Below are 14,886 nucleotides of genomic sequence, written 5' to 3'. Positions count from 1 at the left end.
ACCAATAATCGCAACACGCATGGAAAACCAAAAACCTGGCCAGCGCTCGTTCGCTGTTGCCTTGCGTGTACCGCAGGCAAATTTGAAGAAGGGCCGGTGAAAGAGAGGGGGCTCCAAAGCTACCGCACTCCCAGGTGCGCGGGGCAGTATTCCGGAGCATCGGCAGTGTTATATTCCAGATTCCAGCGGGTCAACATTTGCTGGATGAAAACTGAAAAAATCAGCCTGCTGCACAAATTTGAATCCAAAGTGCATGAAATCATGCAGGAATCTTGGCTTGTTCAGGCAGCCTATTTAATATGTATACGGATTAATTTATCGTGAATTCAGAGATGAATCGCAGTCTATTTTGCGCCGTGCCCTGTCAGGACCACGCGTACTGTCAGCACAGCAATCAGAATATCAAGCCAGAGGGACAGGTGTTTCACATAAAAGAAGTCGTATTCCAGTTTGGTTGATACATCTTCGACGCTGACCACGTGCCCCTGGCGAACCTGCGCCCAGCCGGTAATGCCGGGGCGAACCATATGCCGGTAGCGGTAATGGGGTATGTTGCGTTCGTAGTGGCGCGAAAGATTCACGGTTTCGGGTCTTGGGCCGATCCAGCTCATCTCGCCTTTCAGGATGTTGATTATCTGCGGCAGTTCATCAATCCGGACCTTCCGGATAATCCGGCCGATGGGTGTTATGCGATCATCATCTGTCTGCGTCATATCGCGTGACAGCGCGTCACCCGTTTCCCGAGCAGCTCGCATGGAGCGGAACTTGTAGACTGTAAACTCTCGCCCCCGATACCCCATCCGCTTTTGCCGGAAGATCGCAGGGCCCGGACTTTCCATCCGGATGATCACCGCAAGAAGCAGCATGACGGGGCACAGCAACACGAGGGCAACGAGCGATGTCAAAACATCGACATAGCGCTTCGCTCTCGGGTAGATGGCGTCCTGACCGGGTGACCGGGCGATGTCCTGGGCGTATCCGCCTGATATTCTCAGACGGCCGGCGCTTGTTTCCATAAGCTGATCTGGAGTGAGGACGGTCCTGCCATTGATGGCTGCCTCACACAGGAAGCTGGGCCAGTCCGTATCCGCAGTGATTGCGCCCGTGTCCGATACGACGGGAATGTTCCCAAATCCGGCTGCTTCGGAAACTTCCTTGACGTTGATCCAGGTGGCGTTGGGAACGGCAGCAAGCTTTCTGAGATCCGTTCCAGGCGGCACGATATAAATACCCGGCCGCCGGTAAGCCGTGGCGGCTGAAACGAACCAGAACCATACGACCGTCAGCGCCCAGCTGATGCTAAGAAAAACCGGGGAGGGCAGGAGATTGAGTAGCCACAATGCCGCTGCCACGCTTGCAAAGCTCGCGGTGAAGCTGGCGATGCTGATCAGGCCGTGACATGAGGTTCCGTAGGCCGACAGCTTACGGAATATCGTGAAGCCCGCTATCAGGCTGGCAAGGGCGGCGCCGAAAGAGATCAGCACGTCAATGGCATATACGCCCTCGGGAAACAGGAGGCGAAGGATGACCGCAGGCAAAGCGATGGCGACTATCAGGCCACCTGACAACTGGGCACGCATGCGCTCCAGAACTGCAGCGGCAGTCTGGAGGAGACCGCTTCCCTGCATCTGGTCGAGGCTTCGGGTATCCGTGTGGGAAAATCCCAGGGAGTGAGGCAGGTTGGGATGGGACTGGGTCATGCTACTCTTGAAATCTGGTGACGGAGGACGGTGACGGGAACCTTGCGGGACAAAAGGTCGAGCAGAACCACAGCGCGATCCCGATCTGGAAGCTGGCAGATTTCACCGACCCAGGTATCAAAGGCGCCGGAGTCGATCCGCACCCTTGCCCCACAGGGGATTTCATCGGCCGGGAGGGATGCGTCCGAAAATGCCAGCAGCGCATTCATGACGGCAGGCGGTACGGGGCTTGGGCGCCCATCAAAGGCGATCAGCCGAGATACACCATAAGTTCCGTTTACGGAGTGCCAATTGTCTTTTGAAGGGTCCAGATTCACGAAGACATATCCGGGAAAAAGGGGTTTCTGCCGGATGGAAGTCTTCCGGGCATGGCGAACCGTGCGTGAAATCATGGGGCAGTATGTACGGTATTTCTGGCGGTTCAGATTGGTGATCGCCACGCATTCCTGCGCCGTAAGTGTTTGAACAACATACCAATAGCCACGGTCGACCACAGGATCGGCAAGATCCGACGACGGATTTACATGGTTCATTGTGCCCCCTTATTCCAAGCTGGCACCGCCAAGGCTCCGCTTGCGACGTAAGCGGCCTGTGACAGGGGCCGGCCCCTCATCTTGATGATGCTCAGGATCGCAGGAACTAGAGGTGGCGGACACTCCCCTGATTGGCATCTTCACGGGCCCCCCAAATGGGGAGGGTTACCCGGCCCCGATCAAAGGGCATCATGGGATAAAGGTGTGTCTGACATGCGGTTTGAGATCGGATTGGATCAGTGTCTTTGGTTCATCTTGCGGATGTGCGGAACATGATGGCTGAGAGGCTCTTCCGCCGGCTGCGCGGGGAGCGGGACCAACCTTCTGGCCCCCTGGGCAAGCGGGCTTATGTCATCGGCGACGTTCATGGCTGCCTGGACCTGCTCGAGCAGCTGATTGAGCGGATTTCAGTGCACAATCATACCCAGCCCGAGAAGGAAGTGGTTCTCGTCTTTCTGGGAGACATCATCGATCGCGGCCCGGATTCCCGCGGTGTTATTGATTTTCTCAGGCATGAACTTCCCTCTTTTGCCCGACCCTACTTCGTGATGGGAAATCATGAAGAGTGCCTTCTGAGAGGGGTGCGGGAAGATGCATCCCAGCTCCGGGCCTGGCTTCTGCACGGCGGCGAAGAATGTGCCCTCAGCTATGGTGTTCGCCCGAAGGATCTCGCTGGAAAGTCTGATGCCCAGATACTTCGGATACTGCAGGAACACATCCCCTCCGAAGATCTCGGATTCCTTGCATCGTTTCATGACTATGTGGTTTTCGGAGATTACCTGTTCGTGCATGCGGGCGTCAGGCCGGGACGATCTCTAAGTGAACAGACGCCGCGCGACCTGCGCTGGATTCGGGAGCCGTTTCTGACCAGCCCGCAGCGTTTCGGTCATGTCGTGGTGCATGGACACTCTGTATGCGCTGAGCCCGTCATCCGCAGGAACAGGATCTGCGTGGATACCGGCGCTTATCGCAGCGGGGTGTTGAGCGCATTGATGATAGACGGCACGAGCAGGGAAACCATTCAGGCAGTGGGAGCCGGGGCGGCGGGGCCCGGCCGGGATGCGGCTGCGTCTTCCGATGGCCGTTCAGGCAGGTCCAGGTTTGGTACCTGGTACAGAGGCGCTGCATGAGCAGCTCACAAGAACAGGAAAGTGAATTATGCTGAAATATCGAAACACCCTAACTGCAATGCTCGCAGTTATCTTGTCAGGATTGCTTCCTGCGGTGGCCGAGCAGACGCCAGGCAGCCAGCCCGGCGCTGCCACCCGCGTGGGACAGGCATCGCTTGTGGAAGGTGAAACCGGTTCCGTGATCGTCCAGCGCGAGGGGGCGACCTACTCCCTCGGATCGGGAGACCCGGTTTTCCTGGGAGACAGAATTTCCACGACCGGGGTTGGCCGCGTTGTTCTGGATGCGACGGGCTGCCAGCGTGTTGTTGAGCCGATGAGCACGATGGTCCTGACGGCGAATTTGTGTGCTGCGCCTATTACGCAGGTCGGCTCGCCGGGGATACTCAGCGGCGGGGCGGTTTCCACGCCTGTGGCTGCTGCTGCTGGTGCGGGCGCGCTGGGGTTATATGTCGCCACACGCGACAATGATGATGGTGGCGAGGATCCGGTCAGCCGCTGACTGGCGCGCCTGACAGGACATGCATGTCATCCGGTAGCGCATCAGGCGCTGTCCGGAACATGAATATAATATATCCGTATACTGTCCATGCTGTTTGCGTGGCTGGGGCAGGAAAACAACATTCCGCAGGGGGCAGAAAATGGATCAGGCAATGAGCCGGGGGATCATCCGGCAATGGCATGGTGAAGCAAACGATGCCGAGGATGTCCTGAACACTGTTGTGCAAGTAGGCGAAGCCGGGTTGTCGCAATCGCCTGGAGCGTACGGATTGCAGAACTGGACGGTTCTTCCGGGCGCAAGCCCTGGAGAGCGGCGCCCTTACCTTCTTCTTATGGCAGATGCCGCATTGGGACATGACGCGTCAGATCAGGTGGTCGAAGCCGTGTTCAACCGCCGGCTTGAACAGGCGCTTATCTATGTAAGCCGCATAAACCCTGCGGCCGAAGGCGTGCTGATCTTTCTTGCCCGATCGCACTTTTCCTGGGGCGGTGGGCATCGCGCCCCCGCGCATCTGTCCTGGTGCCGGGCATGGGCGCGTTTCCGGCGGACGGTTGCCTTCTCAAGGCCTGATCTGCATCTGCGTGTTTCCTTGCTCAACAGGGTCAGGGAGGGGCGGCGCGCCTGTCATTTCGATCACTCGGGCGCGCCCGTGGGCGGGCGGCTGCTGATGGACTGGTGGGCAGATGCCTCGCCTGAGACGCAGAGCCTTTTCCGGAACCGTATCTCGCTCATTCGCCAGATCGGCATCGACCCTGACATCGACGCGCGGTTCTATGAGCCGATGGGCAGCGACCAGCCAGATGGCTGCAATTTCACGCCAGTCATGGATTTTGGAATACTCCCTTCCGCGCGCCATCTCGACGAAGGCAGCGGGGCGCGGATGTATCTTTCGCCGGATCTGGAATTGCCGCTTGGATTCTCATCCATACAGTTCAATCGGGAGTCCGGTATGCCAGCCATCGATGGGGCCCGGCACCCGAGGTCCGGCCAGCATTTCTGGCGGCCTCGGGATATGAGCCTCTTTGAGCGGTCCCCTGAACGCTGGCTGCGGCGGAAGCGGCCGCAGGCGCATGGTGAGCCCAGCGCGGATCAGCAAGGCATCGCCTGACAGCTGGCTCAGCTGTCGAGGTTCTGAATCAGGCCCGTCTCCAAAGCGCGCACAATCAGGTCTGTCCGGTTGCGCGCGCTCAGCTTGTCGCCAATGGATTTGACATAAATCTTCACCGTTTCAGGAGAGATGCCAATCTCCTTGGCCATTTCCTTGTTCGTCATTCCCCGGTGCAGCAGGCTGAGAACATTGTGTTCTCTCTCGGTCAGGCGCAGCTTCGTCCGGTCACTATGTTCTTTTATGCCAAAGGTTATGTCTTCAATAGACGATGACGGGCTGTTGTAGATTGCCTTGACGGCCCTGACGATTTCATGCCCGAGAACTGTCTTTGAAATGAATCCACGAGCACCGCTGGCGATGCAGGATTCGATTTCCTGGCGCGAAGCAGAGCCAGACAGGGCGATGACGCAGAGCGCCGGAAACCATTCCTTGATCCGACTAATGCCGTTGGGGATTTCCATGCCGGGCATGCGCAGATCCAGCAGGAGCAGGTCTACGTCCTCCGTAGCCGAAAGCATACGTATCGTACTGGCATAGTCAGATGACTTGTGGATGACAGAAATTTCAGGATGTGCCTCCAAAAGACACGAAAGAGCATCTGCAAACAGGTTGTGGTCGTCGGCGACAAGAATATTCATTTTTCACAGCACGTTCCTGGAACGGCCTCTCACTATGGATCCGCGAAATCTCCAACTTCTGGTGCAGATTTCGTAAATATTGCCAAGTTTTTCTGGGCGCTATTTCGCAACCCCCGCGAGTATAGGTGTAGGTTACCGGAGAAGACTAGATAGAAAGGGTGTGTTAAATCGGTAACCCAAATGGGGGAGAGCGATTATACTATCCTCCGATGTGACAATTAGTTCGAATTAGGGACGCGGTTTCGACTTTTTTGAACGAGACAGACGCGTCCAGGGCGGCTTTTTCAGACGCGCGAAAATTTTCAGATGATCTGACCGCATACGGCAGATTGAAAGCCTTCTCCCGTGAATAAGGAGAAAGATCTGCATCTTCATGTTTAACTGAACAAAATGTAAGCGTAATTGCCCGGCCGGCGACCACTTCGGAGGGTGGGGGACTTGGAAGCGGTCGCCTACCACTCAAGCTGAGGCCCGAACAGTAAGAGACGAATGTGAAAGGGGCACACCGATCTCTGCAGCTATCCATAGTCAGATCGCAGGCCTACGCTCAACCCGTCCAAAAGGGTAACCCTTATGACGTGTTTATTATGGGAGGGGGAGAGGGTGGCCCGGTCACATCACAAGTAATTCTGTGAAAAATCAAACTGCTCCTTGGGCAGAACATTCTATCTCCGAAGGCAGGGCGCACTATCCATTCGGGTAAATGGACGTATCGAGCACTGCTGCTTAACGGCTTGAGGCGGTGTGCGCAAAATTGTGGTGGGGAAGAAAAATTACCAGGGCTCAGTCTACAGGGATCATTTCCTTTGCAGGCGGGCGCCGAACTCAGGAGAGAGCCATATGAAGATGCCGAAACCCCACGGCTCAGGCTCACGTTTACCAACAGATGTTGACCGCCTTGTCGGAGACAATGTCCGACGCCTGCGAACGCAGAGGGGGCAATCCCTCTCCGGGCTATCCGTTGAGCTTGGCATCAGTCATCAGCAGCTCCAGAAATACGAAACCGGCTCCAATCGCCTGAGCGCTGGCGTCATTGCGCGCTTGTCAGATATATTTGGCGTGCCGGTGACGGTGCTGTTCCAGAAGCCGGAGAACAAGTTCGAGGGGCGCGCAAACCATCACCCCGGCAGGATAGATGCCTTGCGGAAAGAGGCTGCTTTTCTGATTGACCGTGCGCACACAGAGGAGTCTCTGAAACTGATGGTGGACGTCTTGCGCGCGCTTGCCGGGAAATGCTGAGATTGAGGCGCGCTGGCGTGAAAGTGCGCTGGAAACCTGCGCAGTTTTGCCAGCGTAGACTGATCAAAGCGGCCCGCTGAGGCTGCGCTCTAGGATTTCACCGCTTCTGCCTTCACCGGGCGCATGAGAAGGGCGGTGATGGCCTCATCCACGCTGATTTCGCCTTCGATGACGGCGGCGACGGCTTCGCTGATCGGCATCTCGATGCCGCGCGCGCGGGCAAGGCGGCGCAGGACCGGGGCGGTGGCGACGCCTTCGGTGACGGCGTTGCGGGCCGCCAGGATATCCCCCAGCGCTTCGCCTTTGCCGAGCGCCAGGCCAAGCGACATGTTGCGGCTGGTTTCCGACGAGCAGGTGAGCACGAGATCGCCGAGCCCGGAGAGGCCGGTAAGAGTTTCAGCCTCTGCGCCCAGGGCGAGGGCAAGGCGTGTCATCTCCGCATAGCCGCGCGCGATGAGGGCGGCATGGGCCGAGCGCCCGAGGCCTTTGCCAAGGGCAATGCCGCAAGCGATGGCGAGGACGTTTTTCACCGCGCCGCCAATCTCCGCTCCGAGAAGATCTGTCCCCAGATAAGGCCGGAAAGTGGGTGTGGAGATGGCCTGGATCAGCTCTGTGCCCAGCGCCGCGTCTTCCATGGCAAGGGTGACAGCGGTGGGCAGGCCGCGGGCGACATCAATCGCGAAGCTGGGGCCGGACATGACGGCGGGGACGGCTTCGGGCAGTTCGTCCTTCAGCACCTGCGTCATGAATTCGCCGGTGGCGAGCTCGATACCCTTCGAGCAGAGGACGACCGGCGTGCCGGGGCGCAGGCTGGCGCGCAGGGCGCGCAGCGTGACGCGCGTATGCTGGGCCGGGGCGACGGCGAAGATCGCGTCGGCCGTGCCAAGATCTTCAAGCCGGTTGGTGGCGCGGATTTCCGGCTTCAGCGGCACGCCCTTGAGGAAGAGCGTGTTCTCGCGCGCGGTGTTGATGGCGTCCGCAACTTCAGGCTCCAGCGCCCAGAGGTGGACCGTCTGGCCCTCGCGGGCCAGCATCTGCGCAATGGCCGTGCCCCAGGCGCCCGCGCCGATAACGCCGAATGTCTTGAAATGTTTCGTCATGGGCCGGTTTTGGCCGAAGCCGCGGCGGGGGGCAAGCGGGGAGGGCTGTTTGCGCGCTGCGCGCGGCCCTCACCCCCAACCCCCTCCCGCAGGCGGGAGGGGGCTTTGAGGTCAGACGAAAACGAAGGTGCCCTGTTCGCCGTCAACCGTGATGGCCACCTTACGGCCCACCGGGCTTGCATCTTCCCGCAGGACGGCCAGCGTGGCGGCGTCGGCATTGTTGGCGATGGCGCGGCGTCCGTCGGCGAGGCGGGCGAAGATGATGCCGCGTTCGGGGCCGTCCTTGCCATGGGTGACGGTGAAGGTTTCCAGCGTCGCTTCGCAGCTTTCGGTCGCGATCTCCACCTGCTCTGCCGGCTTGGCAGCTTTCTCGGCGGGGGTGAATTTTGCTGGTTTGGTGGTGGAGTAGACGCCGGCGGCTTCCTTGGTCATCCAGCCGCCATTGGCGAGGACGAGGCCGGTATTGCCGGGGTTTTCACGCAGCAGGTTCACCATCTCGGCTATTCCGTGCAGGGAGTAGTTGTTTCCCGGGCCGCCGAAGAAGGGCAGGCCGCCCGTCAGCGTCAGGGGGCGCTTGTCCGTCTTCCAGTCGATCCCCAGAGCAGCGGCGCCGGAGAAGACGGCGCAGGGGAAGCAGGAATAGAGGTCGAGATGATGGACGTCCGCGGCCGTCTTTCCGGCCTGCGCGAGCGCGCGGGAGACGGCGGTGTCCATTGCCCAGGACCGGTCGAGGACCGGGCGGACGGAGATGTGGTCATCACCGGCCTCGCCGCCGCCGTGGAGGTATACGCGCTTGTTTTCCGGCACGCCGAGTTCGTCCGCCTTCGACGAGGAGACGATGATGGCGGCGGCGCCCTGGTTCACCGCGTCCTGCGCGATGAACCATTTCAGGAAAGGATCGGCATACTCATAGTTTTCGCGCGAGGGGGTGGAGAGAAACTCAACCGAATGTTCCTGCGGGAATTGCGAGTAGGGGTTTTTCGCAGCGACGGCGGAGAAGGGCTGGAAGAGTTCCGCCATGGCCTTGCGCTGGCCAGAGCGGCCCCGGCCTTCGCGGGCGGCGATGGCGTTTTCGAACATGCCGTAGAAGTAAGCGGGCGTGACGAGGCCGTGCTTGATTTCGCCGCGCGAGAGCATCATCGGGCCAAGGCCCCGGTCTTCATAGTCGCGGGCGTCGCGGTCGGCCCAGTTGATCTCGACGCCATGCTTGCGGGCGCCCTTGGAGGCGCGGTTGGCCTCGGAGCCGGAGATGAGGACAGCTTCAAACTCGCCCTCATGGATGCGGCGGGCAAACTCGTTGACGAGCGCCTGCGGGCTCTGGCCGCCAACGGTTTCATAGACGAGGTAACCGGGATTGGTGCCGGTTTCGCGGGCCAGCGTGCCAGGGAGGTTTGTATTGTGGCCGTGGGGGTGGCGGTCGCCGGGGACGGAATCCTCGAAGATACGCACCACGGCGAGGGCATCAATGGCAGCGGCCATGCCGGAGACGCCGGTATCGACGATGGCAGCATTGGAGGCGTCGGTCATCAGCGAGAGTGGCGAAGGGGCGCCCTCTGCGCCCTTCTTGCCGTCCCACTGGCTCATCGACTGGCCTACGCCGATCAGGACCGGAAAATCACCTTTTGCCATAGCCCGCGCTCCTCAAATTCAAACAGGTCTGGCAGCCCGTTTAACGCGCGGTAAGCGGTCTTGGGAGCCCCGACGCAGGGGAAGGGCGAAAATGCGGTGAACCCGTCAGGGGTTGGCGCGCATGAAGGTGATGATGGCCTCGCTGAAGGCTTCGGGACGGTGTTCCTGAAGGAAATGGCCGCCGCCACTGATGGTGACGTGGCTTTGGCCCTTCGCGCCGGGAATGCGCGTCTGGAAAGCGGCCTCGCCGCCCTTGGTGACGGGGTCGTCATCAGCAAAGGCAGTCAGCACGGGTTTCTCGAACTTCTCGAGCACAGCCCAGGCGGCGTCATTCTTTGCGCGCTCCTCGGCGGCGCCGGGGAGGAGCGGCACTAATGAGGGAAAACGGCGGGCTCCGGCGATGTAAGTGTCATCCGGGAACGGAGCTTCATAGCCGTCAAGGATCTCGTCGTCGGAAATGTCCGACAGGAGGCCGAAGACATCGCGGATGGAGAAGTCGGGTGCCTCGGCGGCATATTTGACCCAGAAGAGGAAAGCGCCGGGCGCGCCGGAGCGGAAGGCGTCACCCACATCCTTTGCGCTGGGCACCGGCACCTGCGGATAGAGCATCCCCAGCATCTCGGAGAATTGCGGGGCGACCTGCTTTGAGTCCGGCATGCCCGTATTGGCGACGACAAGGCGGGCGAACCGGTCTGGGTGCATCCCGGCGAGGCGGAGGCCGAGCAGGCCGCCCCAATCCTGGCAGACGAGTGTCATGTCTTTGAGGTCCAGCGCGAGCATCCACTGCTCCAGCCAGCCGACATGGCCGGAATAGGAGTAGTCTTCGATCGCGCCGGGCTTGTCGGACTTGCCGAAGCCGATCAGGTCCGGCGCCAGAACGCGGTATCCCGCAGCCGTCAGCAGGGGGATCATCTTGCGGTAGAGATAGCTCCAGGAAGGCTGGCCATGCAGGCAGAGGATGATCTCGCCCTCCCTTGGGCCTTCATCAAGGTAATGCATGCGCAGAGGTGTGCCGTCAGCGGCTTTCACCTCCAGATAATGCGGCGCGAAGGCGTAGCCGGCGAGGTTCTCAAACCGGGCATCCGGTGTGCGCAAGACTTTCATTCTGTTCCCTCCCAGGCAGCCAAGATATGTATTGGCATGACTCGTGCCATTACTTTTTACGCTTCGCAATAGCAATTCGAAAGACCCTGCGAAGATGTCTCAGCCGCAGCGAGGAATTTTCATTTGACGCTGGGCGGGCCTGTTCATAGGCCAGCCGGGCGGCCTCTGGCAGGCCCGCGCGGGGTTTGACCATGAGCGACCTTTCTGCGGACGGCGCGCTGATTGCCGCCAATATTGAAACCGTGAAGCAGCGGATGGCGGCGGCCTGCGCGCGCGTTGGCCGCGCGCCGGAGAGCGTGACGCTGCTGCCGGTAACGAAAACCGTACTGGCAGAACGGCTGCGCGCGGCCTATGCAGCGGGGGGCCTGCGCCAGTGCGGCGAGAACAAGGTGCAGGAAGCCAGGGAGAAAGCCGAGGCGCTGGCAGACCTTGACCTCAGCTGGTCTGTCATCGGCCATCTGCAAACTAACAAGGCGAAATATGTGGCGCGCTTTGCCGATGCCTTCCAGGCGCTCGACAGCCTGAAACTGGCAGAGGCGCTGGAGCGGCGGCTGGAGGTCGAGGGGCGGACGCTGGACGTGTTCATTCAAGTGAACACATCGGGCGAGGAAAGCAAATTCGGACTGGAGCCATCTGCGGCGCCAGCCTTTGCGCAGGCGCTGGCACCGTTCGAACGGCTGAAGGTCCGTGGGCTGATGACGCTGGCGATCTTCTCGGCGGAGGAGGCTGCCGTGCGCGCCTGTTTCCGGCGGCTGTGCGCAGTGCAGGCAGAGATTCGCGAGGCCACGCCGGGCGCGCAGGTGGACGAGTTGTCGATGGGCATGTCGGGCGATTTCGAATGGGCCATTGAAGAAGGCGCGACGCTGGTGCGCGTCGGCCAGGCGATCTTCGGGCCGCGCCCCTTGCCGGATGAGCATTACTGGCCCGGCCTGGGCAGCAAACGTGAAAAGGAGACGCCGTGAGCGTCATTTCGATCCAGAGCCAGGTGGTGTTCGGCCATGTGGGCAACAGCGCGGCGATCCATCCGATGATGGCGAACGGCGTGGACGTCTATGCTGTGCCGACCACGCTGCTCTCCAACACACCGCACTATCCGACGCTGCGCGGAAAGATATTGCCGCCAGACTTTGTGGCGGACCTGCTGACCGGCGTTGAGGAGCGCGGGCTGGTGGCCACGTCGCGCCTCATGGTGACGGGCTATCTCGGCTCTGTAGGCAATGGCGAGGCGGTGCGCGATTTTGTACAGCGCGTGAAAGCGGCCAATCCTCAGTTGACCTACATCTGTGACCCGGTGATCGGCGACAGTGACCTTGGCGTGTTCGTGGCTGCCGGGTTACCGGAGTTTTTCCGGGCGGAGCTCGCGCCACTGGCCGACATCCTGACGCCGAACGCCTTCGAATTTGGCCTGCTGGCCGGGCTGGCAGACCATGGCACGGAAGCGGTGGCGGCTGCGCTGAAACAGGGCCTGCCACCGGGCCTGCCGCGGCGGCTGGCCGTGACCGGGGCGATCCCGGAGGCAGCGCCCGGCTTCATCGACACGCTGATTGGTGAAGGCGGCGCCGTCTGGCGCATCCGCACACCGAAGGTGGACGTGCGCCCCAATGGCACCGGCGACCTCTTCACCGGCGCGCTGACAGCGGCGCTGGATGGGGGGATGACCTTGGTAGAGGCCGCAGAGCAGGCGGTGGGAACCGTGTTTGCGGTCCTATCGGCCATGGTCCCCGGGGCGCCGGCAGAAATGCCACTGGCGGCCGAAGTGGCGGCGCTGCGCTGGCAGGGGCGTCCCTTTAAGGCAGAGCTGCTCTGACCTGCAGCGCCTGAAGGCGGCTTCCGCTCCGCGCCGCCGGGCGCTAGGATTTCGCCATGCTTGATCAAAGTTTTGCCTCCCTGCCTCGCCTGAATGTGCCGCTGAATGCCCTCCGCGCGTTTGAGGCGGCGGCGCGGCTGTTGTCGATCAAGGACGCGGCGAGCGAGCTGAACGTGACACCGTCTGCGGTCTCCCACCAGCTCAAAGCGCTGGAAGAGGCGCTCGGCGTGGATCTGATGCGCCGGGTGGGATCGCGGCTGGAGCTGACGCCTGCCGGCGCGCGGCTCGCCCCGCCACTGACCGAAGGCTTTGCCCGGATTGGCGCGGCGGTAGCGGATGTGACCGAGGAGCGGCGCAGGGGGCCGCTGCGGCTCACCATGCTGCCGACCTTTGCCGTGCATTGGCTCTCGCCCCGGCTGGCGCAGTATCCGTTCGAGAAAGCGGGGTTTGAGCTCCTGATCTCGACCAGTCAGGAGGTGGTGGACCTGTCTGCAGGCGCCGCCGATGTGGCGGTGCGCCATGGCGCGGGCAAATGGCATGGTCTGAGGGCGGATCGTCTGTTCCCGGAAACAGTAACGCTGCTGGCCGCGCCGTCGCAGCTGCGCGGGCGAGACCCGCGCGAGGTGGTGGCGGCGTCAAACCTCTTCCTGTCACAATACCGGCCGCGCAACTGGGCAGACTGGAATGCCAGCCTGCCGGGCGGGCCTGTCTCTCCCGGCGCGGTGACGATGGTGGACTCCACCAGCCTTGCCCTGCGTGCCGCCGCCGATGGGGCGGGCCTGACGCTGGCGGGCTGGGAAATTGCCGAGGCAGATGTGAAGGCCGGGCGGCTCGCCCCGGTATTCGATCACCGGATCGAGGCGGGCGGGGCTTACTGGCTGGTCTATCCCGAAGCGCTGGCGACCGACCGGCGCGTACGCAATCTGCGCAGCTGGCTGCTGGGGCAGCTGGACGCGCCGGAGCGCTAATGCGTCAGTAGCAGCGCAGCGGCAGCGAGACAGAGGACAAGACCGGTTGCCCCTTCAATGCTGGCGCGCACGCCGGGCCGGGCCAGGAACGCGCTGGCCCGGCCGGCGGCGCTGGCGATCAGGCCAAAGAAGATCAGGCCAAAGACGCAGTGGATCAGCGCAAGGCCCGCGCCGAAAGCGATCAGCCCCGCAGGGCCGAAATGATCGCGCGGCAGGAATTGCGGCATCAGGCCGGCATAGAAGAGGCCCGCCTTGGGGTTCAGCAGATTGGTTGTCAGCCCCCTGAGAAACCAGTTGGGCTGGCGGACGGCCTCAGCGCTGACCTTTGGCGGGGCCGATTGCTGCCGCCAGATCTGCGCCGCAGACCAAAGCATCTGCCCGCCCAGCCACAGAACATAGAGCGCGCCAGCGATCCGCAGCGCCTGATAGGCCAGCGGTGAGATGGCGGCAAGCGACCCGGCGCCAGCGGCGGCGGCAATGCCCCAGATGAAGACGCCGAGCGTGATGCCTGCGCCCGCGATCATGCCCCGGCGCGGGCCTTCCACCATCGCGGTGCGCAGCACAAGCGCGGTATCAAGGCCCGGCGTCAGCGTCACCAGCAGCGCGGCGACTGAGAAGGAAAGAATAGCGGTGATCGGATCCATGCGGGGCCCCGGAGAGGATGGCTGGCTTTAGGCGGGTGCGCGCTGAATTACCAGCCGCCGCTGCGCGCCCAGTCTTCCAGCATGGGCAGTCGGTCCCATCCCCAGAAGGGCTCGCCATCGATCATGAAGAAGGGTGAGCCGAAAATGCCGCGGGCGACAGCGGCGTCTCCCAGGGCGCGGGCACGCTCCTTGATGGCTGAGGCTTCCAGGCCTGCGCGCAGGGCGGCACGGTCAAGGCCGAGGGCCGGCGCAAGGCCCGCGACGGCGTCTGGATCGCTGGTGTCGAGCGCGCCGGAATAGTAGCGGCGAAACACGTCGCGGGCGAAGGGGGCCTCGTGTCCGGGATGGTTTGCCTCGATCCAGTAGAAGGCGCGGGTGGCGGGCAATGCGATTTTCGGATGATCCGGCGGCGGAGCGAAAGGCACGCCCAGGCGGCGGGCAGCGCGGGCCCAGTCATGCCGGGCATAATCGCCTTTCACCGGCGTGGAAGAAAGCCCGCGCATACCGGTCACCTTGAAGGCCGTGCCCAGCATGTAAGGCCGCCAGAGAACGGCTCGGCCCACGCGGGCGCCGAGCGCGTCAATCTCCAGCGCGGCGAAATAGGCGTAGCCGGAAGAAAAATCGAACCAGAACTCGATGGGGACAGCAGCTTTCATGGGGGTGGTTCCTGAGGACGCGGTTTCAGAAGAATTGACTGCGGGGAAAGGGAGAAAAGCGCAATCGGGGCGTTGAATGCCCCGTGGTAAAGTTTGACAGCGTGCCGGCGCCAATGATGATTGGTGGCAAA

The 14,886-nt window shown here is 61.8% G+C and carries 16 protein-coding genes; 8 read left to right on the top strand and 8 right to left on the bottom strand.

Annotated features, from left to right (window positions below; all coding sequences use genetic code 11):
• Positions 1-324, top strand: a 324-nt coding sequence (locus HPO_RS20905; protein WP_206742191.1) for a hypothetical protein, incomplete at its 5' end; no start/stop codon positions are given.
• 20 nt (positions 325-344) lie between these two features.
• Here HPO_RS20905 and HPO_RS18245 read toward each other — a convergent pair.
• Both HPO_RS18245 and nusG read right to left on the bottom strand, forming a co-directional pair.
• Positions 345-1,700 (bottom strand): sugar transferase, encoded by a 1,356-nt coding sequence (locus tag HPO_RS18245; protein ID WP_051612806.1) that lies wholly within the window; start codon positions 1,698-1,700, stop codon positions 345-347.
• Positions 1,697-2,233: a transcription termination/antitermination protein NusG gene (gene nusG / locus HPO_RS18240; protein WP_051612805.1), complete on the bottom strand. Its 537-nt coding sequence runs from the start codon at positions 2,231-2,233 to the stop codon at positions 1,697-1,699. Before nusG ends, HPO_RS18245 begins: the two co-directional genes overlap by 4 nt.
• A 272-nt stretch (positions 2,234-2,505) precedes the next feature.
• On the opposite strand from nusG, the gene HPO_RS21295 reads away from it, so the two are divergent.
• The 3 genes from HPO_RS21295 (at position 2,506) to HPO_RS18225 (ending at position 4,970) form a co-directional block, all read left to right on the top strand.
• Positions 2,506-3,363, top strand: a complete 858-nt coding sequence (locus tag HPO_RS21295; RefSeq protein WP_206742190.1) for a metallophosphoesterase family protein — start codon at positions 2,506-2,508, stop codon at positions 3,361-3,363.
• A 28-nt stretch (positions 3,364-3,391) separates the two neighbouring features.
• On the top strand, positions 3,392-3,862 hold the full coding sequence (locus tag HPO_RS18230; protein ID WP_157532921.1) for a hypothetical protein: 471 nt from the start codon (positions 3,392-3,394) through the stop codon (positions 3,860-3,862).
• Positions 3,863-4,001: 139 nt separating this feature from the next.
• Complete coding sequence (locus tag HPO_RS18225) at positions 4,002-4,970, top strand: hypothetical protein (RefSeq protein WP_157532920.1); 969 nt, start codon at positions 4,002-4,004, stop codon at positions 4,968-4,970.
• A gap of 8 nt (positions 4,971-4,978) precedes the next feature.
• Here the strand turns inward: HPO_RS18225 and HPO_RS18220 are convergent, their stop codons facing one another.
• Positions 4,979-5,608: a response regulator transcription factor gene (locus HPO_RS18220; protein ID WP_035602169.1), complete on the bottom strand. Its 630-nt coding sequence runs from the start codon at positions 5,606-5,608 to the stop codon at positions 4,979-4,981.
• An 840-nt stretch (positions 5,609-6,448) separates the two neighbouring features.
• Here HPO_RS18220 and HPO_RS20050 point away from each other — a divergent pair.
• Positions 6,449-6,847: a helix-turn-helix domain-containing protein gene (locus HPO_RS20050; protein ID WP_051612804.1), complete on the top strand. Its 399-nt coding sequence runs from the start codon at positions 6,449-6,451 to the stop codon at positions 6,845-6,847.
• 89 nt (positions 6,848-6,936) lie between these two features.
• Here HPO_RS20050 and HPO_RS18210 read toward each other — a convergent pair whose 3' ends face one another.
• The 3 genes from HPO_RS18210 to HPO_RS18200 form a co-directional block, all read right to left on the bottom strand.
• On the bottom strand, positions 6,937-7,947 hold the full coding sequence (locus HPO_RS18210) for an NAD(P)H-dependent glycerol-3-phosphate dehydrogenase (RefSeq protein ID WP_035602166.1): 1,011 nt from the start codon (positions 7,945-7,947) through the stop codon (positions 6,937-6,939).
• Positions 7,948-8,058: 111 nt separating this feature from the next.
• A complete protein-coding gene (locus HPO_RS18205; RefSeq protein ID WP_035602163.1) occupies positions 8,059-9,576 on the bottom strand; it encodes an acetyl-CoA acetyltransferase in 1,518 nt (505 codons plus the stop codon).
• Between the two features lie 105 nt (positions 9,577-9,681).
• A complete protein-coding gene (locus HPO_RS18200) occupies positions 9,682-10,680 on the bottom strand; it encodes a haloalkane dehalogenase (protein WP_035602160.1) in 999 nt (332 codons plus the stop codon).
• A gap of 191 nt (positions 10,681-10,871) precedes the next feature.
• On the opposite strand from HPO_RS18200, the gene HPO_RS18195 reads away from it, so the two are divergent.
• From HPO_RS18195 to HPO_RS18185, 3 genes are read left to right on the top strand one after another with little or no spacing between them, the layout of a single operon-like run.
• Positions 10,872-11,642, top strand: a complete 771-nt coding sequence (locus tag HPO_RS18195) for a YggS family pyridoxal phosphate-dependent enzyme (protein ID WP_035602157.1) — start codon at positions 10,872-10,874, stop codon at positions 11,640-11,642.
• A complete protein-coding gene (gene pdxY / locus HPO_RS18190; RefSeq protein WP_051612803.1) occupies positions 11,639-12,487 on the top strand; it encodes a pyridoxal kinase in 849 nt (282 codons plus the stop codon). The genes HPO_RS18195 and pdxY overlap by 4 nt, the downstream gene beginning before the upstream one ends.
• 56 nt (positions 12,488-12,543) lie before the next feature.
• Positions 12,544-13,455 carry a LysR substrate-binding domain-containing protein gene (locus HPO_RS18185; RefSeq protein WP_114106209.1) on the top strand — a complete coding sequence of 304 codons (912 nt, stop codon included), beginning with the start codon at positions 12,544-12,546 and terminating at the stop codon, positions 13,453-13,455.
• Here HPO_RS18185 and HPO_RS18180 read toward each other — a convergent pair.
• Both HPO_RS18180 and HPO_RS18175 read right to left on the bottom strand, forming a co-directional pair.
• A complete protein-coding gene (locus HPO_RS18180; RefSeq protein WP_035602154.1) occupies positions 13,452-14,099 on the bottom strand; it encodes a LysE family translocator in 648 nt (215 codons plus the stop codon). The genes HPO_RS18185 and HPO_RS18180 overlap by 4 nt on opposite strands.
• 47 nt (positions 14,100-14,146) lie before the next feature.
• Positions 14,147-14,755 carry a 2-hydroxychromene-2-carboxylate isomerase gene (locus HPO_RS18175; protein ID WP_035602152.1) on the bottom strand — a complete coding sequence of 203 codons (609 nt, stop codon included), beginning with the start codon at positions 14,753-14,755 and terminating at the stop codon, positions 14,147-14,149.
• Positions 14,756-14,886: the final 131 nt, after the last annotated feature.

The organism is Hyphomonas polymorpha PS728, assembly GCF_000685315.1.
Classification (GTDB): domain Bacteria; phylum Pseudomonadota; class Alphaproteobacteria; order Caulobacterales; family Hyphomonadaceae; genus Hyphomonas; species Hyphomonas polymorpha.
This window is presented reverse-complemented; position numbering and strand designations above follow the sequence as displayed.